Below are 24,190 nucleotides of genomic sequence, written 5' to 3'. Positions count from 1 at the left end.
TACATTACAATAAGGAAAATCCATGCAAGCACTGCTTAAATTAACTCAATTTGTCAGCAAAACTTTTGCTTTATGGGCAATTGTTTTTGCCGTTCTCGCGTTCTTATTCCCTGCCGAATTTAAAGTTTTTGCGCCCTACATTCCATACTTGCTCGGTTTAGTTATGTTTGGTATGGGGATTACACTCACTTTCAAAGATTTTAGTGAAGTTGCAAAACATCCTAAAGCTGTATTTATCGGGGTTGCCGGACAATTTATTATTATGCCGGCTATTGCATTCTTACTTGCTAAAGTATTTAATCTGCCTTCAGATTTAGCAGTGGGTGTAATCCTAGTAGGTTCTTGTCCGGGCGGAACCTCCTCTAATGTAATGACCTATCTTGCAAAAGGGAATACTGCCCTTTCTGTAGCCTGTACTACAATTTCAACATTACTTTCTCCACTGATTACTCCGGCAATTTTCTATGTATTGGCAAGCCAGTGGCTAGATATTAATGCCTCAGCAATGTTTATGTCGGTATTAAAAATGGTCCTTTTCCCGATTTTCTTAGGTTTAGTCGTTCGTGCTTTATTTAAAGATATGACGCTACAAGCAAGCAAAATTACACCGCTTATTTCCGTTATTTCAATTGTCTTAATTTTGGCCGCTGTCGTTGCTGTAAGCAAAGATAAAATTGTCGAATCAGGTCTATTGATCTTCAGTGTCGTTGTTTTACACAACTGCTTAGGTTATTTAATCGGTTTCTTAGCTGCAAGACTCTTCAAGCTGAATACTGCGGACAGTAAAGCAATTGCTATTGAAGTAGGAATGCAAAATTCCGGTCTAGGTGCGGCACTCGCTGCGGCACATTTCAATCCAATCGCCGCTGTACCTAGTGCATTATTCAGTTTCTGGCATAATGTATCCGGTCCGATTCTTGCGAATATTTTCTCAAATATGAAAAACCAAAAATAACGTATAAATTGACCGCACTTAAAGAAAAAGCAGGGAATCCCCTGCTTTTTCGTTAGACTAAATTATTTCACTCCACCACAATTCAAACAATACAAATATTGCCCTTTCGGATCATTAAATTTATTCAGTTGGTTTAAATGCTGTTTGAGTTGTTGAATAGGTTTTGGTAAATCAAGCCAAGTTAACATAAGTTGTCGGGCGTTATATTTGAGATCCCGAAACAATTTACCGATCATGCTGCTATCCTCTTCTGTCATCCATTCCACCGTAAAATTTTCAATGACAGTTTCACGATGAAGATTCATTAATTCAGCAGCTTTTTCTACAGCGCGATCAAAATCTCCCAATTCGTCCACAAGATTGTATTTAAAAGCGTCCGTACCTAACCATACTTGCCCCTGTGCTATTTTATCTACTGCTGTTTTTGATATTTGGCGACCACGACTCACCAAATCTAAAAATTTATCATAACCGTGTTCTATTTCTAATTGATAAACATCTTGCGTATTTTTAGAAAGTGGGCTGAAAACAGAAGTTTCTGCTAGCTCAGTTGTACTAATTCCATCAGTGCTCACTCCGATTTTTTTAATTGCATTTTCAAAAGTCGGCAACATCGCAAAAATGCCGATAGAGCCGGTGATGGTATTTTTATCCGCAATAATATAATCGGAGGTTGCGGAAATCCAATAACCGCCCGAAGCAGCCATTGCACCCATAGAGACCACCACAGGTTTACCTATTTTTTGTAAATTATCCACTTCTTGGCGAATTAATTCCGAAGCAAAAGCACTCCCACCTGGTGAATTTACGCGTAAAACTACCGCTTTTACCCGTGTATCCTCATAAGCTTTACGTAGCAGGCGTACAACATGGTCTCCACCTACCTCGTCTTCTATACTTTCACCATCAATAATTGCGCCCTCAACGTTTATCACGGCTATTTTATTTTCATCTATCGATGAAGCCATTCGATCTTCAAAACCGGATAAATAATCTGAAAAATGAATCATATTTGCCTCACCTTCCAAATTTTTACCAAAAAGTGCGGTCAATTTTTTATTCAATTCAAGATTGCCGGCAATATCCGTCACCAATTTTCGCTGTTTTGTATAAGCCGTACTATCGCCCTTTAATGCCTTCAGTTCAGCCAAATATTGTTTGGCTCCCGGTAATAACATTTCCGCCGAAATACGACGATTTCCGCTCACCGTTTGCACATAGTTATTCCACATTCCGTTTAACCATTGATTCATATTTTCTTTGGCCTCCGGCGACATATCATTACGTAAAAAAGGTTCTACGGCAGATTTGTAAGTTCCGACACGAAAAACATGTGGTGTAACGGCGATCTTATCCAATAAATCTTTATAATAGAGATTTTCTTGCGCTAACCCTCGAATGGACACTTGACCAATGGGATTTAAATAAATTTGATCCGCAAAACTTGCTAAGAAATATTGTCCTTGGGAATAATTGTTAGCAAACGCAATGACAGGTTTCTCTGAGGTTTTAAAATCTTGAATAGCTTTCCCAATATAATTCATTGCGGGTAAATCACCACCTGAAAAATAATTAAGATCCAATACTAAACCACGAATATTCTCATCTTCTTTTGCTAAATTAATGGCATACACGACATCAAAGGTAGAAATTTTAGTCGGAATACGATCGCTATTTAATTCACGCAATACCTGTTGCCAACCAAATGTATCATCACGATTATCAGCTAAATAACCGTCTAAATTGAGTAATAATGCGCCTTTGTCCACATTTAAATTTATTGCGCTTTTTTTGGTATTCGCCGTAATACTGAAAATGGTCATCAGCAACAAAATGAAAATTAAAAAGAAGAAATTCATCACTAAATCACGAATAAAATTTAGTGTATGCCAACAAAATTTAATGACTCGAAAAATTGGGTTCATAAAGGCTTGAGGAGATTGAAAAAATTGTGGCTAGCGTAACATAAACTCAGTCTAAAAACTATGCTATAATCCACCGCACTTTTATTTATTCTATGAAATCAAATGGATACATTAACCCTTTTAACCACAAGACGTTCAAATAAAAAGCTGACTTCACCGGCCCCCAGTAAGAGCCAACTTGAGCAAATTTTTCAGGCAGCACTTCGCACGCCGGATCATGGAAAATTGCAGCCTTATCATTTCATTGTGATAGAAAATGAAGGATTGAATAAATTAGAAAATTTACTCAAAGAAGCAGCTTGCGAACTCAACCTTGGCGAAGAAGGCTTAAAAAAAGCTGAAAGACTTGCTCATCGTGCACCGATGGTAATAACTGTTGTTGCAAAAATTAACCCAGATGTGGAAAAAGTGCCTACTTGGGAACAATTGGTTACGGCAGGTTGTGCCGCCTATGGCATCCAACTTGCCGCTAATGCACAAGGATTTGATAATGTTTGGATCACAGGGAAATGGATCAACAGCAGTGCATTACGACACGCACTTGGCTGCCGTGAACAAGATGAAATTGTCGCCTTATTAATGCTTGGTACAGCAGCAGAAAAACCTGAACGCGAATCTCGAACAGGAAATATTGATGAATTTGTGAGCTACCTATAAAAAGTGCGGTAATTTTTACCGCACTTTTCAATTTTTACCTGCCAAACCTTCACAAATCCATTTATCAAATCCATCATAATCCACTAAAAAAGCATCATGCCCATAAACCGATGGAAACTCGTGAAAAACTAAGGAAACATTACTTTGTTCTAAAAGCTGTTTGGTTTTCTGTAAATCAGTGGATTTGAAAAGTTGATCCGTTGTCACAGAAATTAACGTATAGTGTGCTTTAATACGTGAAAGTGCCGTTTGAACATCAGCATACCCCAAGCTCGGATCATACATATCCAATGCACGTAATAAATGCAAATAACTATTAGCATCGAAGCGTTCAAGAAATTTTTTACCTTGATAAGTCAGATAGGATTCCACTTGGAAATAATCACCCCAAAAATGCCCTTCCGATTTAGTGGCTCGACCAAATGCTTTAGCAAGCTGAACATCAGTGCGATAAGTCAGCATACCCAACATACGGGCAATGGATAATCCTTGTTCAGGCGGTGTGCCATCATAATAATCTCCTCCATTAAAATTGGGATCATTAATCACAGCTTGACGCATAACATGATTAAATCCGATGGCTTCTGCACTGAAAAAAAGTGATGAACAAAGATTAACAATATTATCAACAAAATCCGGATATTCGATTCCCCACTGGGTCGCTTGCATTCCGCCAAAAGATCCGCCAATCACGGCTTTTAAATGTGTTATGCCTAAATGATCGAGCAAAGCCTTTTGTACATGTACAATATCCTGCACAGTAATCTTTGGAAATTGGCTACCGTAAGGCTTACCCGTTTTAGGATTAATGGATGCCGGTCCTGTCGTGCCCTTACATCCCCCCAATACATTCGAGCAGATGAAAAAATAGCGGGAAGTATCCAGTGCCAGACCATCACCCATAAAATTCTGCCACCACCCGTTTTTTTCTTTATCTGAAAAATAAGGCTGCGCATCACCTGTTAAGGCATGACAAATAAGCACAATATTACTTTTGTCCGTATTCAATGTCCCATAAGTTTGATAAGCCACATTAATCGGTGAAATTTCACCGCCCAACACAAGCTGTAGCGGATTATCTTGAAAAAGCACCACATTTTCGACAGACGACATTGAAAACCTACTGCATGAAATAAAAGAGATGTTTTAAATTATCAACAGCTTATTCTCTTTGTCAAGAAATTTTAGCCGTCTAAACGGCTAAACTAAAGTATAGTGCAATGAATACAAAATTCAGCTTGAACTTACTTCACGTTTTCATTATTTTAATTACCATGATTGATTCAAAGACATCTCTCAAAATGACCGCACTTTCCCTTTGGCATCGCTTTCATTTAAAAAAAATGATTCGTTGGATGTACTATGGGAGTGTGTCTTTTCTTTTAGTTTGTCTGATAATCGACCAATCTATCAGTTTTTATGTGCGTGATAGGGTATTCGAAGATGTGGATAAATTACCTTATCACCCTTACGGTGTTGTACTTGGCACATCAAAATATGTCGCCACAGGTAAAACCAACGATTATTACACCAATCGTCTTGCTGCAGCTAAAACACTTATTGATCATCAAAAAGTAAGCTATCTTCTCCTCAGCGGCGATAATCGGACATCACAATACAATGAGCCACGCACAATGCTAAGGGATTTACGAAAAATGGATATCCCAAGAGATCGCCTTTTTCAGGATTTTGCAGGCTTTCGCACATTAGATTCTGTAGTGCGAGCCAATAAAGTATTCCAAGTCCCGTCATATACTATTATCAGCCAGAAATTTCATTGCGAACGCGCTTTGTTTATCGCCAAACATTATAATATTGATGCGGTTTGTTTCGCGGCAAAACAACCTGATACTTATTTGGGTACGCGTATTCGGGAAACCTTTGCCCGTGTAAAAGCAATTTTTGATTTAGTGATCGGCATCCAACCTTATTTTTTAGGCGATCCTGAACCGCTTCCCCTCCCCGATAACGAATAAAAAAATCTAATCGATTTTTGATGAAATCTATTTGACAATTTTTTACTAAATCGTTATTTCTATAACCTTGCAAACACAATACTTAAAACATCCATTTAACTTAACAGGAGAATATATTATGTCTCATTTATCGGTCGCTAAATTTGGTGGCACTTCCGTTGCTAACTACACTGCAATGACAGCCTGTGCAAAAATTATTATTGACGATCCCAATACCCGCGTTGTCGTACTCTCCGCTTCTGCCGGCGTCACAAATCTTTTAGTGGAACTCGCAAAGGGTGTAGAAGCGGAAGAACGAAGAAGATTAGTTGGTGAAGTACGCCAAATTCAAGAAAATATCTTAAATGAACTAAAAGACGATTCTCTTGTTCGTCCAATCATTGAAAAATACATTGAAAATATCGAATATCTTTCCGAAGCCGCAAGTCTCGCAACTTCAACGGCGTTAACGGACGAATTAATCAGCCACGGCGAAATGATGTCCACACAAATTTTTATTGAAATTTTACGTGAGCACAATACCAGTGCAACTTGGATAGATGTGCGCAATATTGTGGCAACCAATAATCATTTTGGCAAAGCCGTACCGGATGATGAAAAAACTCAAAATAATAGTGACCATATTTTAAAGCCGTTAATTGATCGTGGTGAATTAATCATTACTCAAGGTTTTATCGGTCGTGAACCGACCGGGAAAACAACGACATTAGGGCGTGGAGGTAGCGACTACTCTGCGGCCTTATTAGCTGAAGTATTAAATGCAAAAGATGTATTGATTTGGACCGATGTTGCCGGCATTTACACCACAGATCCCCGCATTGTCCCGGTAGCACAACGCATTGATACGATGAGTTTTGCAGAAGCTGCAGAAATGGCAACTTTCGGCGCAAAAGTTCTTCATCCGGCAACATTATTACCCGCAGTTCGAAGTAACATTCCTGTATATGTAGGCTCCAGTAAAGCACCACAAGAAGGAGGAACTTGGGTCACCCGTGATCCGCAACCTCGACCGACTTTCCGAGCTATCGCATTGCGTCGAGACCAAACATTATTGACTCTTTCCAGCTTGAGTATGTTACATGCTCAAGGTTTCTTGGCTAACGTATTCAGTATTTTGGCAAAACACAAAATTTCTGTGGATACTATTACCACATCTGAAATCAGTATTGCTTTAACCCTGGATAAAACAGGTTCAAGCTCATCCGGTACGCATTTACTCTCAAATGAATTATTGGAAGAATTAAGCCAATATTGCACGGTAAAAGTGGATACCGGTCTATCTCTTGTTGCACTGATCGGAAATGACCTGCATATTGCATCAGGCATAGCAAAACGTATTTTTGAAACACTGGAAGCTTACAATATCCGCATGATCAGCTATGGCGCCAGTACAAACAATGTTTGTATGTTGGTACAAAGCGAGCATGCTGATGAAATTGTTCGCTCCTTACACAAATCATTGTTTGAGTAAAAATCCTAAAAGTGCGGTTATTTTTAGCCGCACTTTTTTATTAATAACATTGAGATTATAGCCAAAAAAGAGTAAAGTAACCGGCTGTTCATTTGACTAATTAACCGAATCTAAAAGGCGGAAATTATGGGAAAAAATGTTGTTATCTTGGGCGCACAATGGGGCGATGAAGGTAAAGGCAAAATCGTTGATTTATTAACGGATCGGGTAAAATACGTTGTGCGCTACCAAGGTGGTCACAATGCCGGACATACACTTATCATTAACGGCGAAAAAACCGTATTACGTTTAATTCCATCCGGCATATTACGCCCAAATGTTACCTGTTTGATTGGTAACGGTGTGGTACTTTCACCTGCTGCATTAATGCAAGAAATGGGAGAACTTGAAAATCGAGGCGTTAAAGTACGTGATCGTTTATTCATTTCTGAAGCTTGCCCATTAATTTTACCTTACCATGTTGCGATGGATCACGCCCGTGAAGCCGCACTGGGTAAAAAAGCAATTGGTACAACCGGTCGTGGTATCGGTCCGGCTTATGAAGATAAAGTCGCCCGCCGTGGTTTACGGGTCAGCGATTTATTTGACAAAAAGGCCTTTGCTGAAAAACTTAAAAACATCCTTGAATACTATAATTTCCAATTAGTAAACTACTACAAAGTTGAGCCGGTTGATTATCAACAAACATTAGATGATGTGATGGCGGTAGCAGATATTATTACCGGTATGGTAGCAGATGTTACGACGATTTTAGATACTGCACGTAAAAATGGCGATAATATCCTATTTGAAGGTGCACAAGGAACAATGTTAGACATTGACCACGGAACTTACCCGTTTGTAACGAGCTCAAACACAACGGCGGGAGGCGTTGCAACCGGTTCCGGCTTCGGTCCTCGTAATTTGGATTATGTACTAGGCATTATTAAAGCTTATTGTACTCGCGTAGGCGGCGGCCCATTCACTACTGAATTATTCGATGAAGTCGGCGCTGAAATTGCACGTAAAGGGAATGAATTTGGTGCAGTAACCGGTCGCCCACGCCGTTGCGGTTGGTTTGATGCCGTAGCAATTCGTCGGGCAATTCAACTTAACTCTATTTCCGGTTTCTGTATGACGAAATTGGATGTATTAGATGGCTTTGATGAAATTAAAATCTGTGTGGCCTATAAAATGCCAAATGGTGAAATTGTAGAATACGCCCCACTTTCAGCAAAAGATTGGGAAGGCATTGAGCCAATTTATGAAACCTTACCGGGCTGGAAAGAAAATACATTCCGTGTCACTGATGTGAATAAATTACCGCAAAACTGCCTTAACTATATTAAGCGTATTGAAGAAGTCACCGGCGTACCGGTCGATATTCTGTCAACCGGTCCTGATCGTGTTGAAACTATGATTTTACGTGACCCTTTTGCAGAATAATTTTCTTCTTATTCTCCGACCGCACTCAAAAGTGCGGTCTTTTTTTCTTCCGTTTTGAATAACACATTATGAACGAACAAGACATTATTCATTACCTTGAAAGCCATCCCGATTTCTTTACCCGACACCCTTCACTCTTAAGAAATCTGACTTTTCATCATCCGCAAAAAGGCACGATTTCACTCATTGAAGCTCAATTAACCCAATACCGTCAAGAGATTAGCGCACTCACCTCACAACTTGAAAAATTTCACCAACTGGCAATCCAAGAAGCTGATATTTTCTTTGCCTTAATCCCGCTCCAAAAGAAATTATTTCAGGCGCAAGATTTTCTTTCTGTGGAAAAGAAACTCGATCAGTGGGCAAAATCTTACGAATTAGACGGTGCCAAAATTCTCCTTTTTACCGATAGCTGGAAAAAAACGGAAAATATCCCCCCAAATAATTGGATCGATCGTAAAGCCTTTGAAATTATTCGCTTGGAACGTTTAGGTTTACGCCAATTTTATTTAGGTGAATTAACTGGTAAAGAAAAATCTTTAATGTTTTTACCGGAAGAGTTTCCCATCGGTTCTGTGGCTTGCTGCCTGCTTGGCACAAAAGAGACGCATAAACCCACCGCAATTTTGCTCTTTCGCTCACGTGAAACACAACGTTTTCATAACGGGCAAGACGTTTCTTTTCTCAAACATTTAGTCGATATTGTGGATATTCATTTAGAAAAACATCTTAGCCAATAATAACTTACACTCTATTACTGGGATACCTTACCCTACTCTAAACATGTAAAATTTTTGTGATCGAGATCTCATTATTGCAAATTGTCTTTTTTGTGAAAATTCTAAATAGCTTATAATTCTCATAAGCTTTGTTAAAAGGAAACATTATGAAAACATTAAGTGAATTTATTGTGGAACGCCAGGCAGAATATCCGAATGCCAAAGGGGAATTAAGTGGGATTTTGTCATCGATCCGTTTATTAGCGAAAATTATTCATCGCGATATCAATAAAGCCGGTCTGACTAATATTTTAGGTCAATCCGGTCTTGAAAATGTGCAAGGTGAAAGCCAAATGAAGCTCGATCTCTTTGCTCACAATACGATGAAAGCCGCTCTAATGGCACGCGAAGAAGTGGCTGGTTTCGCCTCTGAAGAAGAGGAAAGTTTTATTGCCTTTGATACGGAACGCGGACGTAATGCAAAATATGTGATTTTAACCGATCCTCTTGATGGCTCATCCAATATTGATGTAAACGTATCCGTAGGGACTATTTTCTCTATTTATCGCCGCATCTCTCCTATTGGTACACCGGTAACCATGGAAGATTTCCTTCAACCCGGCAATAAACAAGTGGCCGCCGGCTATATTGTATACGGTTCATCCACTATGTTGGTCTATACCACAGGACATGGTGTAAACGGATTCACCTACGATCCTTCTATCGGCACGTTTTGTCTTTCCCATGAAAATATGAAAATGCCGAAAGAGGGACGTATTTATTCCATTAACGAGGGACAATATCTCAAATTCCCACAAGGTGTGAAAAAATACATTAAATATTGCCAAGAGGAAGATAAAACGACACAACGCCCTTATGCTTCACGTTATATTGGTTCTCTTGTTGCCGATTTCCACCGCAATTTATTAAAAGGTGGAATCTACATTTATCCTAGCGCGACAAACTATCCAAAAGGAAAATTGCGTTTACTTTATGAGGGCAACCCGATGGCATTTTTGGCTGAACAAGCCGGGGGATTAGCCACTGATGGTTACCGTCGAATTCTAGACATCGAACCGAAAGAATTACACGAACGCGTGCCATTATTTGTCGGTTCTGAAGAAATGGTGAAAAAAGCGGAAGAAATGATGCTGACCTTTAAAGACGAGTAATTAACAAAAGTGCGGTCAGTTTTAAAGGAATTTTAAACCCCTTCAAAACTGACCGCACTTTTTCTATACAAAAATTAATCCCGTTTTCGGCTCAATAACCACCAAATAATCGTAATAAACAATAAGCTTGGAATCAAAGCACCAAATATTGCCGGCATATTATAAACCACGCTCATTTGACCAAAAATCTCATTTACTACATAAAATAAGAAGCCAAAACAGATTCCCGTCACAATTCTCGCACCAGCCGTTACGCTTCGCAATGATCCGAAAATAAAGGATAAAGCCAACATCATCATCACACCCACAGAAAGTGGTTGAAAAATCTTACGCCAAAACGTTAATTCAAAGCGTCGTGTATCTTGTCCCGTTTCTTTTAAAAAGTGGATATATTCATATAATCCGCTGATGGATAATGAAGTTGGACGCAATGAAACAGCGCCTAACTTATCCGGTGTTAAATTCGTTTCCCAAGATTCAGTTAAACGATTTGTCGTTGTAATCGTTTCTTTTTGGATAGTTGAATTGTTTACCTGATGAAGTTTCCATTTATTTTCTTCTAAGGAATACGTCGCCTGATTGGCATGTTTTAACTGTGTTAAATTGCGATTGTCATCAAAAGTGTAAATATAAACATCATTTAATTTCACGTTATCGGTAACACGACGCACAAAAACAAAGCGCTGACCATCTTTTGCCCACACCCCATTTTTTATTGAAAGCATTGAGCCACCTGAGATTGCACGAGCTCTCATATCACGGGCGAATTGTTCCGTTTGAGGAATACCCCATTCACCAATCACCATTGTCAAAATAACCAATGGTAGAGCGGTTTTCATCACCGCCAATCCAATTTTAAAACGTGAAAAACCGGCGGATTGCATGACCACCAATTCACTACGACTGGCTAAATTACCAAGGGCAATCAACGCCCCCAATAATGCCGCCATAGGAAAAAAAGTTTCCACATCTTTGGGGATGGTTAAAAAAGTATAACTAACTGCCTGCAATACATCATAAGTTCCTTTACCCACACTACGAAACTGCTCGACAAATTTAATGATTGCAGATAACCCCACAAGGGTGAGCAAGGTTGCAAAAATCGCCCCTAAAATGCTTTTACCAATATAACGGTCTAAAGTATTCATCATAATTTGACTTACCCTTTTCGGCTAAAAAGATGACGGAATCTATACATCAGTGCGCTATCCCAGCTATTCAATATAATCCCAAATAATAGGAAAATAACATTCACGGCAGGCATAAAAATTGCAGCATCTAATTTTCCTGCCGAACCGGCAGACTTAAATGAGCTTTGCAATAAAAAATAAATAAGATAGAGTAATAATGCAGGCAAAATCTTCGCAAAACGCCCTTGTCTTGGATTCACACGGCTTAATGGCACCGCAATTAATGCCATTAACGGTACGGCTAAAATAAGGCTAATCCGCCAGTGTAATTCAGCTTTTGCTGCGATGCTATTTTGTTTCACTAATTCTTCAGAAGAAAGGGCTGCGGCTTCGTCAGATTTATTATCTGTGGCTTGAAATCCCAGATAAGCCTGATAATCGTCAAAATGGGTGATACGAAAATCCGGCAATGCTGCTGTACCTTCCACCCGTTGTGTATTTTGCAAATTCAGTACTTGATCGCCATTTGGTAGGACTTTTAATTCCCCTTTTTCCGCAGTAATGACGGAAGGTTTTGTCTGCCCTTTCGGTGCCGTTTGGAATAAATAAACCTCGTTTATTTGGTTGCCTTTAATATTATCGATAAATAACACAAAGTTATTATTTCCGGACATAAACTGACCGGAAGAAAGTGCTCCCATCGTTGGATTTGCTTTCGCATCTTCGACAAGCGTGCTTTGTTTTTGAATCGCCCAAGGGGAAAGCCATAACGCATTATAGGCTGCCAAGCCCGCCGTGAACAAAGACAGCATGAGTGCTACACGTACTAAAATCCGCTGACCAATACCACAAGCACGCATCACGGTAATTTCACTTTCAGCATACAAACGCCCAAATGTCAGTAAAATGGCAATAAACAAGCACAACGGCAACATTAATTGCGCCATGGTTGGCATTCCCAGTCCAAGTAAAGAAAAAACCAAGTCTGCCGGTACATTACCATTTGCCGCAGAACCAAGTACACGCACAAGTTGCTGGCAGAAAAAAATCAACAGCAAAATGAACAAAATCGCCACTTGGCTCTTGAACACTTCTTTCGTTAAATATCGCGTTAAAATCATCTTATTTCGTTATTGTTTATCGTTAAAAATGAAGGGGAAAACTGGATAAAATTGACCGTGTATGATACCTTATTTTGACTGATTTAAATAGTCAAAAAATAAGGAAATCATATGAAATATCAGGCAAAATTGACCGCACTTTCACAACCTACCGAATGTATTGTAATCGGTGTGTATGAGAACAATGAATTTTCAAAAAGTTTCAATGAAATCGATCTTGCAACACAAGGTTATCTCAGCGGTCTGATAAAATCCGGTGAAATCACCGGAAAATTAGGGCAAACCTTATTACTACGGGATCTCAATGGCATTGCAGCAAAACGACTGTTAATTATCGGCTGTGGTAAAAAAGGCGAACTCAACGAACGCCAATATAAGCAACTCATTCAAAATCTTTTAAAAAGTCTAAAAGAAACAAATATTCGGGAAGTTGTGTCTTATTTAACGGAAATTGAGCTGAAAAATCGTGATCTCTACTGGAATATTCGTTTTGCCATTGAAACCATTGAACATACCAACTATCAATTCGATCAATTCAAATCTAAAAAATCGGAAAACATCCGCTTAGAAGATTTTATTTTCAATAGCGATTGCAAACAGGCGCAACAAGCCATTATGCACGCTCAAGCCACGGCTGCCGGAGTAAAAGCCGCTCGGGATATTGCCAATATGCCACCGAACGAATGTAACCCGGCTTATCTTGTTGATCAAGCGAAAAATTTAACAGAGAAATTCACCGCACTTTCCCTTGAAGTGATTGATGAGAAAATGATGGCGGAGCTGGGTATGAATGCCTATCTTGCGGTTTCCCGCGGTTCGGCAAACCCGGCTTATATGTCGATTCTCCACTTCAATAATGCGCCGGATAAAAACACTAAACCGATTGTGCTTGTCGGTAAAGGATTAACCTTTGATGCCGGTGGCATTTCCTTAAAGCCGGCAGCCGATATGGATGAAATGAAATATGATATGGGCGGTGCGGCTTCCGTATTCGGAACAATGAAAGCCATTGCCGAACTTAATTTACCTTTAAATGTCATCGGCGTACTTGCCGGTTGCGAAAACCTACCGGACGGCAATGCCTATCGCCCGGGGGATATTCTCACCACCATGAACGGCTTAACCGTGGAAGTATTAAATACCGATGCGGAAGGCCGCCTTGTGCTATGTGATGCACTTACCTATGTGGAACGCTTTGAACCTGAATTGGTGATTGACGTAGCGACCCTAACCGGCGCGTGCGTAGTGGCGTTGGGGCAACACAACAGCGGCTTAATGTCAGAAGATGAAAATCTTGCAAACGAATTACTCAACGCCGCTCAACAAACCACGGATAAAGCTTGGCGTTTACCGTTAAGCGAAGAATACCAAGAACAGCTCAAATCACCCTTTGCCGATCTCGCCAATATTGGCGGACGTTGGGGCGGAGCAAGCACAGCCGGTGCATTTTTGGCTAACTTTACCAAAAACTATCGTTGGGCACATTTAGACATCGCCGGCACTGCATGGTTACAAGGTGCAAACAAAGGCGCAACCGGCCGCCCAGTTTCTTTGCTCACGCAATTTTTAATAAATCAAGTGAAATAAAACCGAAATAAAATTGACCGCACTTTTCGTTATCACAACAAAGTACGGTCAGTTTTTAGGCATTATTTTCCCTCACGGTATGCCTTATCCATTGCCATAATCACTTCTCTCACGGCTTTTTTCTACTCTTGCGGTAAATGCAAAAAGAGCTGAGAAAGCGTCTGATCTTGATAGCTTGCTACTCTTTCCCAAAGATCCGGATTCAGTTCTTTTCGTTTTTATGAACATCACAAACTGATAATTTCATCCGCCAATCCATCAATAAACCCTTGATGATGTGAAGATATGAGCATAGGTAACCCTAGTTCTTGCAAAAGTGCGGTCAGTTTTTCGATATTTTTACGATCTAGTCCATTCGTGGGCTCATCCAATAATAAAATTTGGGGCTGCATAGCAAGCACACCGGCAAGTGCGGTAAAATTTTTCTCACCACCGGAAAGGGTATGCACCGTACGATCCTTTAAATGAGCGATTCCCAAACGTTCAAGTTGCTGTTCCGCAAGTTGATAGGCATATTCACGGGAATGTCGTTGGTTCAGCGGGCCAAAAGCCACATCGTCCAACACGGTAGGTCCAAACAGTTGCTCATCAGCATTTTGAAAACAAATTCCCACTCGACCTCGGAAAGGGGCAAAATCTTTTTCTTTTTGACAAATTTGATCAAACATTCTGATCTCACCTTTCGAGATAGGCACAAAACCGAGCAATGCAAGCAATAAAGTGGTTTTCCCCGAGCCAATATCTCCCTGAACAAATAAACGTGTTTGCCCCTCAAGGTGAAAAGTTAAATCCTCAATAATCGTTTTATTATTACGTTCAATACAAAGATTTTTAACGCTTATCATCTTCTTTCCTTTTGCCAAATTGAAAACCACGACATTTCAGAGCAATTTGTGCCATTTCCGCTTTTAACAACGCATGAACTAATAATAATGCGACACTTTGTGCCGTAACATAAAAGGTTCGAGCATTAAATTTCGGTTGATACCCTCTGGCACGCATTGCTCTATCCATTTTTTGTCGTAATTCACCTAAAAGAGCGATGTAACGCACTGTTAACACAAATAGTTGAATTAATTTTTCAGGCAATGGCAATTTACCCAGTGCCTGTATCAAAACAGTTTCATTGATATTCCATAAAAAAAGCCAAACGGAAAACAGTAAAAGGTTCATCCGAAGGCTCAATATTTTGGCAAGTTGAATTCCCTGAGGGTAAAACTCAATCCTATTTTCCCCGATTCGCCAACTTAATGTTGCCCACATTAAAACAATGAAAAGTGAGAGCGGGATCCAACGTCGAAAATAAGGGAAAAAGGATTGTTTTCTCACTGAAATAAGCAAGATAAAGATAAATATGACGCTGATATTTAGCGTGATGAGCCAAGTAATCTCTTGTAAACCACTGATAATAAATCCCCAGATAAAGAGATAAATTAATCGAAAGTGCGGTTGGAATAACGCATGAATTTTCATGAAGCAATCCGTGCTATGGGGTTGAGTGCATCCGGATACATTTTGCCAAGTAGAGAAATCACACCAACACTAATTACGCTGTCTAAAATAAACACGGGAAGATGAGAAACAAGCAATAACCAAATAAGATCAATGTAATTTTTTCCGCCATCAAGCACTAATGCTAGAGAAGCCAAGGCTGCTGCGCCACCAACGCCAATTACCCCGGCACCTATGCCGGTTAAAAGACAGCGCTTTAAGCTCATTTGAGGGCGTAGAAAAGAACGGAAAAGATAATGAACAAGAATAGCCGGTGTTGCCATAATGCAGAGATTCACACCTAAAACGGCAAATCCGCCAAAAGAAAAGAACAATACTTGTAGCAGCAAGGCAATGAGAAACGCCGGAAATACCGCCCATCCAAGAAATAGCCCTGCCATACCGTTTAAGATCAAATGTACACTGCCAATTCCTACCGGAATATGAATCGTGCTTGCGACAAAAAAGGCGGCGGCAAATAAGGCGGTAATCGGTAAACGTTCGTGCTCTAATCTGCGAAGCCCAACTGCTACACCAACAGCAGCAAGCACTGCGCCCGATAATAAAATGGGGGTATGCAACACCCCTTCAGATAAATGCATTATTTAAATCCCTGTTTCATTTTTCGGGCGTTCAACCAAGCGATGAATCCGGCAATCCCCACAATGTAGCCAATCCCGCCTAAAATATCGTGCAAATAAATTTTATCTTTTAAATGTGCAATATCTTCACGGAGTAACATAAAATTCTCGCCACTATTATGTGTATTTGTCGCAATCATACGATCGGCTACCACCGCGACTTTATGCCCCTCTTCACCTTCTACCACCACCTTTAATGTGCTGTTCGCCACATCCGGTATGGCAATATTAAACGCGCCCAATGCATCTGTTTTGCCGGTTAAAATAGGATCTTCAATGCCTGAACGAAATACTTCCAAATAGGTTGCTGCAGCCGGTGTCATATCGGAATAATAGGATTTACCCGCAAGAATTTGCCCATCATACTGAGCAAAGACATAAAGTGCATGAGCATTGGCATTCGGTAAATAGAATGCAGCGAAAAGCGCCGTTAAAAGTGCGGTAAAAAAAGACTTAATTTTCATCATTATCCTGTTTTATTCTGCATTAAACGTCAGCATATACTCAATAGAACGGCGGTCATAATCGGGATTCCCCGTCACATTTTCTTCAAACTCCGCCCAGGCTTTGTTATAGCCCTTAACCGGGGTAAATTCAGCAATACCTCTTTCATTGGTTACATTAAACGGCGCATCTTCACCTACGCCTACTTTGATCCCTTGAAGCGGTTTACCTTGATGCAACACGAGAATAGCAAGTTTTTTTCCCGCTTCTGCTTTCTCTTGCGGAATCAATTCATAAGCCACATTATGCGCATTAAAAGATTGTTCATCCCATTTTAAAATGGCTTTTCCCATCTTCATCGGATTGGTCGTAAATTCCGCAGAAGGAGCTTCACGTTTGGTTTTCTCCACATATTTGCCGCTAGGTAATTTTGACCATACACCGTTATTAAATACCATAAACACTATGCTCGCGTTCGGCATAATATAAGCCTCACCCTCTTTAAATTTATAATCAAGTGCGGTTAATTTTCCTTGAGAATTTAAGACTTGGAAAGATTGGATTTTATGTTGAGGATAGGATTCCGTTTCGGTATGACCAAATTTCATCACATACTCACCTTGTGATGAAGTGGGTTCAAGCCATACATTATGTGCATTTGCCATAGATTGCGCGAAAAGTGCGGCTAATCCCACCATCAGTTTTTTGAATTTCATTTGTTTGTCTCCTCATGTATTTAATTATTAAAAAAGTGGGGCTAATGATAAAATATGAAGTCACTTCAGAGTCAAGCAAATTTTTAAAGGAAATCATGAAAATAGGTCAGCTTGCCAAAGCCTTAAATTGCACGGTCGAAACCATTCGTTTTTATGAAAAACAAGGGTTACTTCCTCCTCCACAACGCAGCAGTGGAAATTTTCGGAAATATAATGAAACCCACCTTCAACGCCTTTCGTTTATTTGCCATTGCCGTAGTTTGGATCTTTCCCTCAATGAAATCAAAACCCTGATCGCCCTTGAACACCAGAGCGAACAACGCACGGAAGAAATGAATAAACTGCTGGATCGCCATATCAAAGATATCGCCAAACGTATTCACGAGCTTGCACATTTGCGGATGAAACTCATCGAACTGAGAAAAAAAAGCGCCATCACCGATGAAGATCCGATGAAATTACTCTTACAACATAGTGGTGTACGGTTTGTTAGGTGGTAAATCCCTGTATATTGCAGGATCAATTCTTGCAAAGAGAAACATTTCGGCTATACTATTAATGTCTTGCATTGAAATACATCATCTACAAGGAGTTCATTATGGCGATAACACAAAATACATCATTTAGTTTTCGATTAGCGGATAGTCTAAAACAAGAGGCTTTTCAAGTTATTGAAAATTACGGATTTACCCCTTCACAAGTATTTAATTTATTTTTAACTGAAATTGCCAAAACAAAAACAATTCCGGTCAATCTTTCTTATTTAAAGCCAAATGCTGAAACATTAAGAGCAATGCAAGAAGCTGAAAATAGTGATCTTGATATCATCAGCCCTGCGAAGTCGCAGGAAAGCATCATGGAATCCTTAATCAAAAAATAATGAGGGGACAAGATTGCCTAACTCACTTTCAACTTTAAAAGTCACCGCGACAAAAGCCTTTCAACGTGATGCAAAAAGATTATCGCCTAAACAACTCTTTTCTGTAGAAATGACAGAAGTGATGTACCTTCTACAAAGAAATCAGCCATTACCAAGAAAATATCTCGATCACGCATTACGCGGTGAAATGGAAGGATTCCGAGATTGCCACATTTTTAATGATTTGGTTCTCATCTATCAACTTGTTGATAATGCGGAATTGAAACTTATTCGGTTAGGCTCTCATTCCGAAATTTTTTAGTAAAAATAAACGCTCATAAGCAACTTGACAAAAAATACCGCACTTTAGCTTCCCAAAGTGCGGTTATTTTTTTACGGTGTTTTTAAAGGGGCTTTAAAGCGCTTTTAAAATATCTTCAACACGATCTTTTGCATCGCCAAAGAGCATTTGGGTATTTTCTTTGAAGAATAATGGATTTTGCACGCCGGCATATCCTACCGCCATAGAGCGTTTGAATACGATGACATTTTGTGCTTTCCATACTTCTAATACCGGCATACCCGCAATTGGGCTGTTTGGATCTTCCATTGCCGCCGGATTAACCGTATCGTTTGCACCGATAACCAATACTACATCGGTATCAGCGAAATCTTCATTGATTTCGTCCATTTCAAGCACCACGTCATAAGGCACTTTTGCTTCCGCTAAAAGCACGTTCATATGGCCCGGTAAACGACCGGCAACAGGGTGAATACCAAAACGGACATTCACACCACGCTCACGTAATTTTGCCGTAATATCCGCCACCGGATATTGTGCTTGTGCGACCGCCATACCGTATCCCGGTGTGATAATCACAGAACTTGCATTTTTCAATAATTCCGCCACTTCCTCTGCGGTAGTTTCACGATGCTCGCCTTGTTCTTCATCGGAAGACACTTGAACATCATTACCAAAACCACCGGCGATCACGCTGATAAATGAGCGGTTCATCGCTTTACACATAATGTAAGAAAGGATCGCACCGGAAGAACCTACCAATGCACCGGTTACGATTAATAGGTCATTGCTCAGCATAAAACCTGCGGCCGCCGCTGCCCAACCGGAATAGGAGTTAAGCATAGAGACCACCACCGGCATATCTGCACCACCGATAGAAGCCACTAAATGCCAGCCGAATGCCAGTGCGATTGCAGTCATTAACAATACAGGGAAAATATTACCCGGATTATTTAAGAATGCCACCATCAATAAGGCAGAAACTACCAGTGCTGCTAAATTTAATTTATGACGGTGAGGTAACATTAAGGCTTTTGAGTTGATTTTGCCACTGAGTTTCCCGAACGCCACCACAGAACCGGTGAAAGTAACCGCACCGATAAAGATACCGAGGAAGACTTCCACATTGTGGATGGTTGCCAAGGTAGCTTGCTCTGCAAGGAACTGTGCCTGTTGCACTTCATCCAAACTATTAGGCATGGTTGGAATATCATGCAAACCATAGCTGTTAAAGCCTACAAGCACGGCTGCCAAGCCCACAAAGCTATGAAGGATTGCCACAAGTTCCGGCATTTCCGTCATTTCCACTTTTAATGCACGTTGAACACCAATCACACCACCAATAATCATCGCAATGATGATCCAGAATGTTCCCTCTGAATGAGGTCCGAAAATCGTTGCCACTAAGGCGATTGTCATCCCGACAATGCCAAACCAACAACCGGCTTTAGCAGTTTCGTGTTTAGAAAGTCCCGCTAAGCTCATAATGAAAAGTAATGCTGCAACAATATACGCAGCCTGTACTAAACCTTCAGACATTGCGATCTCCTTAACCTTTTCTAAACATTGCTAACATACGTTGTGTGACACGGAAGCCACCAAAAATATTGATGCTTGCCACTAAAATTGCCACAAAGGCGAGCGCATCAATAAAGAGGTTGCCTGACGGCTGACGAATTTGTAATAACGCCCCCACAATAATGATGCCTGAAATGGCATTAGTAACCGCCATTAATGGGGTATGAAGGGCATGGCTGACATTCCAAACCACATAATAGCCCACCACGCACGCCAATACGAACACGGTAAAATGCGATAAAAATGCCGCCGGTGCAACAGAAGCCAGCCAGAGGAATAATACGCCGACACCTGCCATCACACCGTATTTCACTCGAGGATCAGTCGGTTTCGCTTCTTTTTTCTCCGCAACAGGCGCCGCTTTTGCCTCTTGTTTTGGCTGTGCAGATACTTGAATTTGTGCCGGTGGAATTTCTTCCCCATCACGCACCACGGTTACACCACGTAACACCACATCCTCAAAATCAATATTGATATTGCCGTCTTTCTCTTTGCATAACAATTTCAACAAATTGACAAGGTTTGTGCCGTAAAGTTGGGAAGATTGGGTTGGTAAACGGCTTGGGAAATCCGTATAACCAATCACTTTCACTTGATTTTCCGTGGTCACCACTTTACCCGCTTCGGTATATTCGCAGTTACCGCCTGTTGCGGCAGCTAAGTCCACAATCACCGAGCCCGGTTTCATTGAATCCACCATTTCTTTGGTAATTAAACGTGGTGCCGGTTTACCCGGGATCGCCGCTGTTGTAATGATAATATCTACTTCTTTGGCTTGTTCAGCGTAAAGTTCCATCGCACGGCGGTTAAACTCATCGGACATTACTTTCGCATAGCCATCGCCGCTACCGCCCTCTTCTTTGAAGTCAATTTCTAAGAAACTAGCGCCCATACTTTGCACTTGTTCTTTTACTTCAGGACGAGAGTCAAACGCTCGAACAATAGCACCAAGGCTGTTAGCCGCACCAATCGCAGCCAAACCGGCTACACCCGCACCAATCACCAATACTTTCGCCGGCGGGACTTTACCGGCTGCGGTAATTTGTCCGGTGAAGAAACTACCAAACTCGTGTGCCGCTTCAATCACCGCACGGTAGCCGGAAATATTCGCCATCGAACTGAGTGCATCCAAGGCTTGTGCACGTGAAATACGCGGAACCGCATCCATTGCAAGTACATTGATTTTTTTCGCCGTTAATTTTTGCATTAACTCAGGATTTTGCGCACGCCAAATGAAACTCACCAGCGTTGCCCCTTCTTTCATTTGTGCGATTTCGTCATCGGTTGGCGGATTCACTTTAAAAATGATATCCGATTGCCAAATCTCGGCTGCCGTGCCGATTTTTGCGCCTGCCTCTACAAATGCCTGATCCTCAAAACTTGCTTTAAAGCCTGCATCGTGTTCTACGATCACCTCAAAGCCCAATTTCAGGATTTGCTGAACCGTTTTCGGCGTTGCCGCCACACGCGCTTCATTATCAAGCAGTTCTCTTGGTACACCAATTAACATACTGTTTCCCTCTGTTTGATGATTGGGTTGATGATTTTGTTGAATGAATTTAGCTTCATTCTTCCGATAAATGACAAAAAGTCAGATCTCGCTAACTGTATCATTTTTCAATTAAAATGAGATATATTTTTTAACTGTTTTTACAATATATTGTGATAGGGATCACAAAAAATAAACAAAAAAGTGCGGTTGATTTTCAGAGTGTTTTTTCGCTACTAAATCGTATGCTGATACCTGCTTCCACTATTTTGGAATTAATTCAACCCAAATCGGTGAATGATCAGATGTGGTGACTTTTTTCGACTTTGCTGTCAAGACTTTCATTCCCCGAACAAATACATAATCAAGCGGATAATGAAAAAATCGTACCCGTTCATCCTGAGGAAAAGACACTTCACTTAACCCCTTTTTCACAATAAATTCATCTAAAATCCGTTTCCTCTCCGCATTCCACGCATTAAAATCGCCTGCCAAAATAACCGCACTTTGATAGGAAGGAATGAGAGAAAATATCCGTTCTAACTGCTCACGGTAGGCTTTGACGCCCCACTCAAAATTGATTAAATGGGCGTTGATAACAAATAATTCATTGCCATTATTCAATGGAAATGACATCACACTAGCAACTTTTGGAATGCGAATCCAAGGTTCAGGCTGCGAAATGCCGCAATAGCTTTTCGGCACAAATTGACTGAACGTTTTCACACCTGATTGCTGCCCTTTATAAGCAAAACTTGAAATAGAAAGTGCGGTGGAAAACGAAGGTAAATTTTGTTCGGGCGTAGCTTCTTGCAAAAGTACAAAATCTTGATTTTGTGAAAAACTGACTAAATCTTGCTGCCAGCCTTTATCCACCCCTTTATGAATATTCCAACTTAATAATCGAATATGTTTTTTTTCTAAGCCGGGCATGGATTCCTTACGGGAAAAACAAAATGTATTTATAGGAGTAAAAGAAAATTGAGAGGGCGTTTTTAAATTAATTTGGAGTGATTCAAAAATACGAAATTGACTAAAAATATAAATTCCAAATGCAATACCTACCACGAGTAAAAACGCAAAAATTTTATTAATCTCTTTCATTATTTTATTTCTCTCAATCCAAACTTTATAAATGATAGCAGTTTGCTTATACTAGACAAACACTTAATTTAATCATGCCTATTATTCTTAGTTTGGAACTAAACCATGAATATTTACACCTATCTCTGTTTTCTTGCCACTATCGCCATTTTAATTAGTTTTATTACACGAAAGATCAACGATAATATTCAATACACTATTGCGATTACTGCGACTTCTATGCTGGGCTCTTTAATATTGGTTTTATTAGGATATTTAAATTGGTTTAATTTAGATGAGATTGCAACAAAAGTCGTTGAACGAATTAATTTTAAAGATTTCTTATTAAACGGTATTCTCGGTTTCTTACTTTTTGCCGGTGCATTAGGCATTAAACTCCCGGTATTAAAAAACCAAAAATGGGAAATCACTACCTTCGCTCTCTTTTCTACCTTTGCTTCTACTTTTTTTATCGGTTTTATGCTTTATGGTCTCTGTCAATTATTCGGTTGGCATATTGATTTAATCTACTGCATTTTATTCGGTGCATTAATCTCCCCTGACGACCCCATCGCCGTACTCGCCATTATTAAAAACTTAAAAGCACCAAAACGTTTAGCGATGCAGGTTGAAGGTGAATCTTTATTTAATGATGGGATCGGACTAGTGATTTTTACTACTGTTTTTGCTGTTGCCTTCGGAGGGCAAGAACCAACTGCCGGCGGTGTATTACATCTCTTTTTTAAAGAGGCCCTAGGTGGTATTGCTTTTGGTTTTGTTCTCGGCTTACTTGCGCATTATTTAATTTCTGCAACCGATGACGGCTCCTTAGAAATTTTGTTGACACTGACAATCCCCACTGCCGGTTTTATGTTAGCGAATTTACTTCATGTTTCCGGTGCACTTGCGATGGTGGTTGCCGGTATTTTAATCGGTAACTGGACACGTTACACCGGATTTTCAAAACAAAGCCGGCATTATTTCAATCATTTCTGGGAAATGATCGATCACTTCTTAAATTCACTTTTATTTATTTTAATCGGCTTAGCCATTCTCCTGATTCATGTGTCATGGCAAGGTTTGATTTTGATCCTCCTCGCCATTCCGGTTTGTTTGATTTGCCGTTACATCAGTGTATGGCTTCCTTTCCAAGTGATGAAACGCTATCGCAAATACAATCCTTATACCCTACGAGTGCTGACTTGGGGGGCATTACGCGGTGGATTGGCGCTGGCAATGGCACTTTCTATTCCTATGGGACAATCTTACATTGAAGGTTTAGATATGGATGTACGCGATCTCATTTTGGGAATGACCTACGCCGTAGTGACCTTCTCTATCCTCGTGCAAGGGATGACTATCGAAAGCATGATACGTAAATCAAAAGAAGTAATAATGCGTGAACGTGGCTATGTTGGCGTAGGTTTAGCGAAAAATAATAAAGAATAAT

Annotated in this window: 24 protein-coding genes; 12 read left to right on the top strand and 12 right to left on the bottom strand. The window is 40.3% G+C overall.

Features of this window, described 5'->3' with window-relative positions:
- Positions 1-22 precede the first annotated feature (22 nt).
- Positions 23-955 (top strand): bile acid:sodium symporter family protein, encoded by a 933-nt coding sequence (locus BKG94_RS05925; protein WP_077435185.1) that lies wholly within the window; start codon positions 23-25, stop codon positions 953-955.
- A 62-nt stretch (positions 956-1,017) separates the two neighbouring features.
- On the opposite strand, the gene sppA is transcribed toward BKG94_RS05925, so the two are convergent.
- Positions 1,018-2,871 carry a signal peptide peptidase SppA gene (sppA, locus tag BKG94_RS05920; protein WP_077435413.1) on the bottom strand — a complete coding sequence of 618 codons (1,854 nt, stop codon included), beginning with the start codon at positions 2,869-2,871 and terminating at the stop codon, positions 1,018-1,020.
- A 111-nt stretch (positions 2,872-2,982) separates the two neighbouring features.
- On the opposite strand from sppA, the gene BKG94_RS05915 reads away from it, so the two are divergent.
- A complete protein-coding gene (locus BKG94_RS05915; RefSeq protein WP_077435183.1) occupies positions 2,983-3,537 on the top strand; it encodes an NAD(P)H nitroreductase in 555 nt (184 codons plus the stop codon).
- A gap of 27 nt (positions 3,538-3,564) precedes the next feature.
- Here BKG94_RS05915 and metX read toward each other — a convergent pair whose 3' ends face one another.
- On the bottom strand, positions 3,565-4,650 hold the full coding sequence (gene metX, locus BKG94_RS05910; RefSeq protein WP_077435181.1) for a homoserine O-acetyltransferase MetX: 1,086 nt from the start codon (positions 4,648-4,650) through the stop codon (positions 3,565-3,567).
- A gap of 149 nt (positions 4,651-4,799) precedes the next feature.
- Here metX and BKG94_RS05905 point away from each other — a divergent pair, with 149 nt between their 5' ends.
- The 5 genes from BKG94_RS05905 to fbp all read left to right on the top strand — a co-directional run bounded on the left by BKG94_RS05905 (position 4,800) and on the right by fbp (position 10,300).
- Positions 4,800-5,513, top strand: a complete 714-nt coding sequence (locus BKG94_RS05905; protein WP_425272261.1) for a SanA/YdcF family protein — start codon at positions 4,800-4,802, stop codon at positions 5,511-5,513.
- Positions 5,514-5,631: 118 nt separating this feature from the next.
- Entirely contained in the window at positions 5,632-6,984 is a 1,353-nt protein-coding gene (gene lysC, locus BKG94_RS05900) for a lysine-sensitive aspartokinase 3 (protein WP_077435177.1), read from the top strand.
- Positions 6,985-7,110: 126 nt separating this feature from the next.
- Positions 7,111-8,409 (top strand): adenylosuccinate synthase, encoded by a 1,299-nt coding sequence (gene purA, locus BKG94_RS05895; RefSeq protein ID WP_077435175.1) that lies wholly within the window; start codon positions 7,111-7,113, stop codon positions 8,407-8,409.
- Positions 8,410-8,477: 68 nt separating this feature from the next.
- Entirely contained in the window at positions 8,478-9,149 is a 672-nt protein-coding gene (locus BKG94_RS05890) for a DUF484 family protein (protein WP_077435173.1), read from the top strand.
- Positions 9,150-9,295: 146 nt separating this feature from the next.
- On the top strand, positions 9,296-10,300 hold the full coding sequence (fbp, locus tag BKG94_RS05885) for a class 1 fructose-bisphosphatase (protein ID WP_077435171.1): 1,005 nt from the start codon (positions 9,296-9,298) through the stop codon (positions 10,298-10,300).
- A gap of 74 nt (positions 10,301-10,374) precedes the next feature.
- On the opposite strand, the gene lptG is transcribed toward fbp, so the two are convergent.
- Both lptG and lptF read right to left on the bottom strand, forming a co-directional pair.
- The gene (gene lptG, locus BKG94_RS05880; protein WP_077435169.1) at positions 10,375-11,451 is read right to left on the bottom strand and encodes an LPS export ABC transporter permease LptG; all 1,077 of its coding nucleotides are present in this window, start codon (positions 11,449-11,451) and stop codon (positions 10,375-10,377) included.
- An 8-nt stretch (positions 11,452-11,459) separates the two neighbouring features.
- Positions 11,460-12,551: an LPS export ABC transporter permease LptF gene (gene lptF / locus BKG94_RS05875; protein WP_077435167.1), complete on the bottom strand. Its 1,092-nt coding sequence runs from the start codon at positions 12,549-12,551 to the stop codon at positions 11,460-11,462.
- 111 nt (positions 12,552-12,662) lie between these two features.
- On the opposite strand from lptF, the gene BKG94_RS05870 reads away from it, so the two are divergent.
- Positions 12,663-14,138: a leucyl aminopeptidase gene (locus BKG94_RS05870; protein WP_077435165.1), complete on the top strand. Its 1,476-nt coding sequence runs from the start codon at positions 12,663-12,665 to the stop codon at positions 14,136-14,138.
- 227 nt (positions 14,139-14,365) lie between these two features.
- Here the strand turns inward: BKG94_RS05870 and BKG94_RS05865 are convergent, their stop codons facing one another.
- Genes BKG94_RS05865 through BKG94_RS05845 form a run of 5 tightly spaced genes read right to left on the bottom strand, consistent with a single transcriptional unit; the run spans position 14,366 to position 17,430 of the window.
- Positions 14,366-14,983, bottom strand: a complete 618-nt coding sequence (locus BKG94_RS05865) for an energy-coupling factor ABC transporter ATP-binding protein (protein WP_077435163.1) — start codon at positions 14,981-14,983, stop codon at positions 14,366-14,368.
- The gene (locus BKG94_RS05860) at positions 14,970-15,611 is read right to left on the bottom strand and encodes an energy-coupling factor transporter transmembrane component T family protein (protein WP_077435161.1); all 642 of its coding nucleotides are present in this window, start codon (positions 15,609-15,611) and stop codon (positions 14,970-14,972) included. The genes BKG94_RS05865 and BKG94_RS05860 overlap by 14 nt, the downstream gene beginning before the upstream one ends.
- Positions 15,608-16,231, bottom strand: a complete 624-nt coding sequence (cbiM, locus tag BKG94_RS05855; RefSeq protein WP_077435159.1) for a cobalt transporter CbiM — start codon at positions 16,229-16,231, stop codon at positions 15,608-15,610. Before cbiM ends, BKG94_RS05860 begins: the two co-directional genes overlap by 4 nt.
- The gene (locus BKG94_RS05850) at positions 16,231-16,734 is read right to left on the bottom strand and encodes a carboxypeptidase regulatory-like domain-containing protein (RefSeq protein ID WP_167377236.1); all 504 of its coding nucleotides are present in this window, start codon (positions 16,732-16,734) and stop codon (positions 16,231-16,233) included. The genes cbiM and BKG94_RS05850 overlap by 1 nt, the downstream gene beginning before the upstream one ends.
- Before the next feature lie 12 nt (positions 16,735-16,746).
- Entirely contained in the window at positions 16,747-17,430 is a 684-nt protein-coding gene (locus BKG94_RS05845; protein ID WP_077435155.1) for a DUF4198 domain-containing protein, read from the bottom strand.
- 95 nt (positions 17,431-17,525) lie between these two features.
- On the opposite strand from BKG94_RS05845, the gene BKG94_RS05840 reads away from it, so the two are divergent.
- The 3 genes from BKG94_RS05840 (at position 17,526) to BKG94_RS05830 (ending at position 18,611) form a co-directional block, all read left to right on the top strand.
- Positions 17,526-17,930, top strand: coding sequence for a Cd(II)/Pb(II)-responsive transcriptional regulator (locus tag BKG94_RS05840; RefSeq protein ID WP_077435153.1), 405 nt, complete (start codon positions 17,526-17,528; stop codon positions 17,928-17,930).
- Between the two features lie 98 nt (positions 17,931-18,028).
- Complete coding sequence (locus BKG94_RS05835; RefSeq protein WP_077435151.1) at positions 18,029-18,310, top strand: type II toxin-antitoxin system RelB/DinJ family antitoxin; 282 nt, start codon at positions 18,029-18,031, stop codon at positions 18,308-18,310.
- Between the two features lie 13 nt (positions 18,311-18,323).
- Positions 18,324-18,611, top strand: a complete 288-nt coding sequence (locus BKG94_RS05830; protein WP_077435149.1) for a type II toxin-antitoxin system RelE/ParE family toxin — start codon at positions 18,324-18,326, stop codon at positions 18,609-18,611.
- Between the two features lie 93 nt (positions 18,612-18,704).
- On the opposite strand, the gene pntB is transcribed toward BKG94_RS05830, so the two are convergent.
- The 3 genes from pntB to BKG94_RS05815 all read right to left on the bottom strand — a co-directional run bounded on the left by pntB (position 18,705) and on the right by BKG94_RS05815 (position 22,761).
- Positions 18,705-20,129 (bottom strand): Re/Si-specific NAD(P)(+) transhydrogenase subunit beta, encoded by a 1,425-nt coding sequence (gene pntB, locus BKG94_RS05825; protein ID WP_077435147.1) that lies wholly within the window; start codon positions 20,127-20,129, stop codon positions 18,705-18,707.
- Between the two features lie 10 nt (positions 20,130-20,139).
- Positions 20,140-21,678: a Re/Si-specific NAD(P)(+) transhydrogenase subunit alpha gene (pntA, locus tag BKG94_RS05820; protein WP_077435145.1), complete on the bottom strand. Its 1,539-nt coding sequence runs from the start codon at positions 21,676-21,678 to the stop codon at positions 20,140-20,142.
- 243 nt (positions 21,679-21,921) lie between these two features.
- Positions 21,922-22,761: an endonuclease/exonuclease/phosphatase family protein gene (locus tag BKG94_RS05815; protein WP_077435143.1), complete on the bottom strand. Its 840-nt coding sequence runs from the start codon at positions 22,759-22,761 to the stop codon at positions 21,922-21,924.
- 105 nt (positions 22,762-22,866) lie between these two features.
- Here BKG94_RS05815 and BKG94_RS05810 point away from each other — a divergent pair, with 105 nt between their 5' ends.
- On the top strand, positions 22,867-24,189 hold the full coding sequence (locus tag BKG94_RS05810; RefSeq protein WP_077435141.1) for a cation:proton antiporter: 1,323 nt from the start codon (positions 22,867-22,869) through the stop codon (positions 24,187-24,189).
- The last annotated feature ends 1 nt before the right edge of the window (position 24,190 follow it).

The organism is Rodentibacter ratti, assembly GCF_002000485.1.
GTDB classification, from domain to species: Bacteria; Pseudomonadota; Gammaproteobacteria; order Enterobacterales; family Pasteurellaceae; genus Rodentibacter; species Rodentibacter ratti.
This window is presented reverse-complemented; position numbering and strand designations above follow the sequence as displayed.

Coding starts and splice junctions, on each gene's coding strand:
- BKG94_RS05925 (WP_077435185.1), top strand. CDS start 23: ATGCAAGCACTGCTTAAATTAACTCAATTTGTCAGCAAAACTTTTGCT.
- BKG94_RS05915 (WP_077435183.1), top strand. CDS start 2,983: ATGGATACATTAACCCTTTTAACCACAAGACGTTCAAATAAAAAGCTG.
- metX (WP_077435181.1), bottom strand. CDS start 4,650: ATGTCGTCTGTCGAAAATGTGGTGCTTTTTCAAGATAATCCGCTACAG.
- lysC (WP_077435177.1), top strand. CDS start 5,632: ATGTCTCATTTATCGGTCGCTAAATTTGGTGGCACTTCCGTTGCTAAC.
- purA (WP_077435175.1), top strand. CDS start 7,111: ATGGGAAAAAATGTTGTTATCTTGGGCGCACAATGGGGCGATGAAGGT.
- BKG94_RS05890 (WP_077435173.1), top strand. CDS start 8,478: ATGAACGAACAAGACATTATTCATTACCTTGAAAGCCATCCCGATTTC.
- fbp (WP_077435171.1), top strand. CDS start 9,296: ATGAAAACATTAAGTGAATTTATTGTGGAACGCCAGGCAGAATATCCG.
- lptG (WP_077435169.1), bottom strand. CDS start 11,451: ATGATGAATACTTTAGACCGTTATATTGGTAAAAGCATTTTAGGGGCG.
- lptF (WP_077435167.1), bottom strand. CDS start 12,551: ATGATTTTAACGCGATATTTAACGAAAGAAGTGTTCAAGAGCCAAGTG.
- BKG94_RS05870 (WP_077435165.1), top strand. CDS start 12,663: ATGAAATATCAGGCAAAATTGACCGCACTTTCACAACCTACCGAATGT.
- BKG94_RS05865 (WP_077435163.1), bottom strand. CDS start 14,983: ATGATAAGCGTTAAAAATCTTTGTATTGAACGTAATAATAAAACGATT.
- BKG94_RS05860 (WP_077435161.1), bottom strand. CDS start 15,611: ATGAAAATTCATGCGTTATTCCAACCGCACTTTCGATTAATTTATCTC.
- cbiM (WP_077435159.1), bottom strand. CDS start 16,231: ATGCATTTATCTGAAGGGGTGTTGCATACCCCCATTTTATTATCGGGC.
- BKG94_RS05850 (WP_167377236.1), bottom strand. CDS start 16,734: ATGAAAATTAAGTCTTTTTTTACCGCACTTTTAACGGCGCTTTTCGCT.
- BKG94_RS05845 (WP_077435155.1), bottom strand. CDS start 17,430: ATGAAATTCAAAAAACTGATGGTGGGATTAGCCGCACTTTTCGCGCAA.
- BKG94_RS05840 (WP_077435153.1), top strand. CDS start 17,526: ATGAAAATAGGTCAGCTTGCCAAAGCCTTAAATTGCACGGTCGAAACC.
- BKG94_RS05835 (WP_077435151.1), top strand. CDS start 18,029: ATGGCGATAACACAAAATACATCATTTAGTTTTCGATTAGCGGATAGT.
- pntB (WP_077435147.1), bottom strand. CDS start 20,129: ATGTCTGAAGGTTTAGTACAGGCTGCGTATATTGTTGCAGCATTACTT.
- pntA (WP_077435145.1), bottom strand. CDS start 21,678: ATGTTAATTGGTGTACCAAGAGAACTGCTTGATAATGAAGCGCGTGTG.
- BKG94_RS05815 (WP_077435143.1), bottom strand. CDS start 22,761: ATGAAAGAGATTAATAAAATTTTTGCGTTTTTACTCGTGGTAGGTATT.
- BKG94_RS05810 (WP_077435141.1), top strand. CDS start 22,867: ATGAATATTTACACCTATCTCTGTTTTCTTGCCACTATCGCCATTTTA.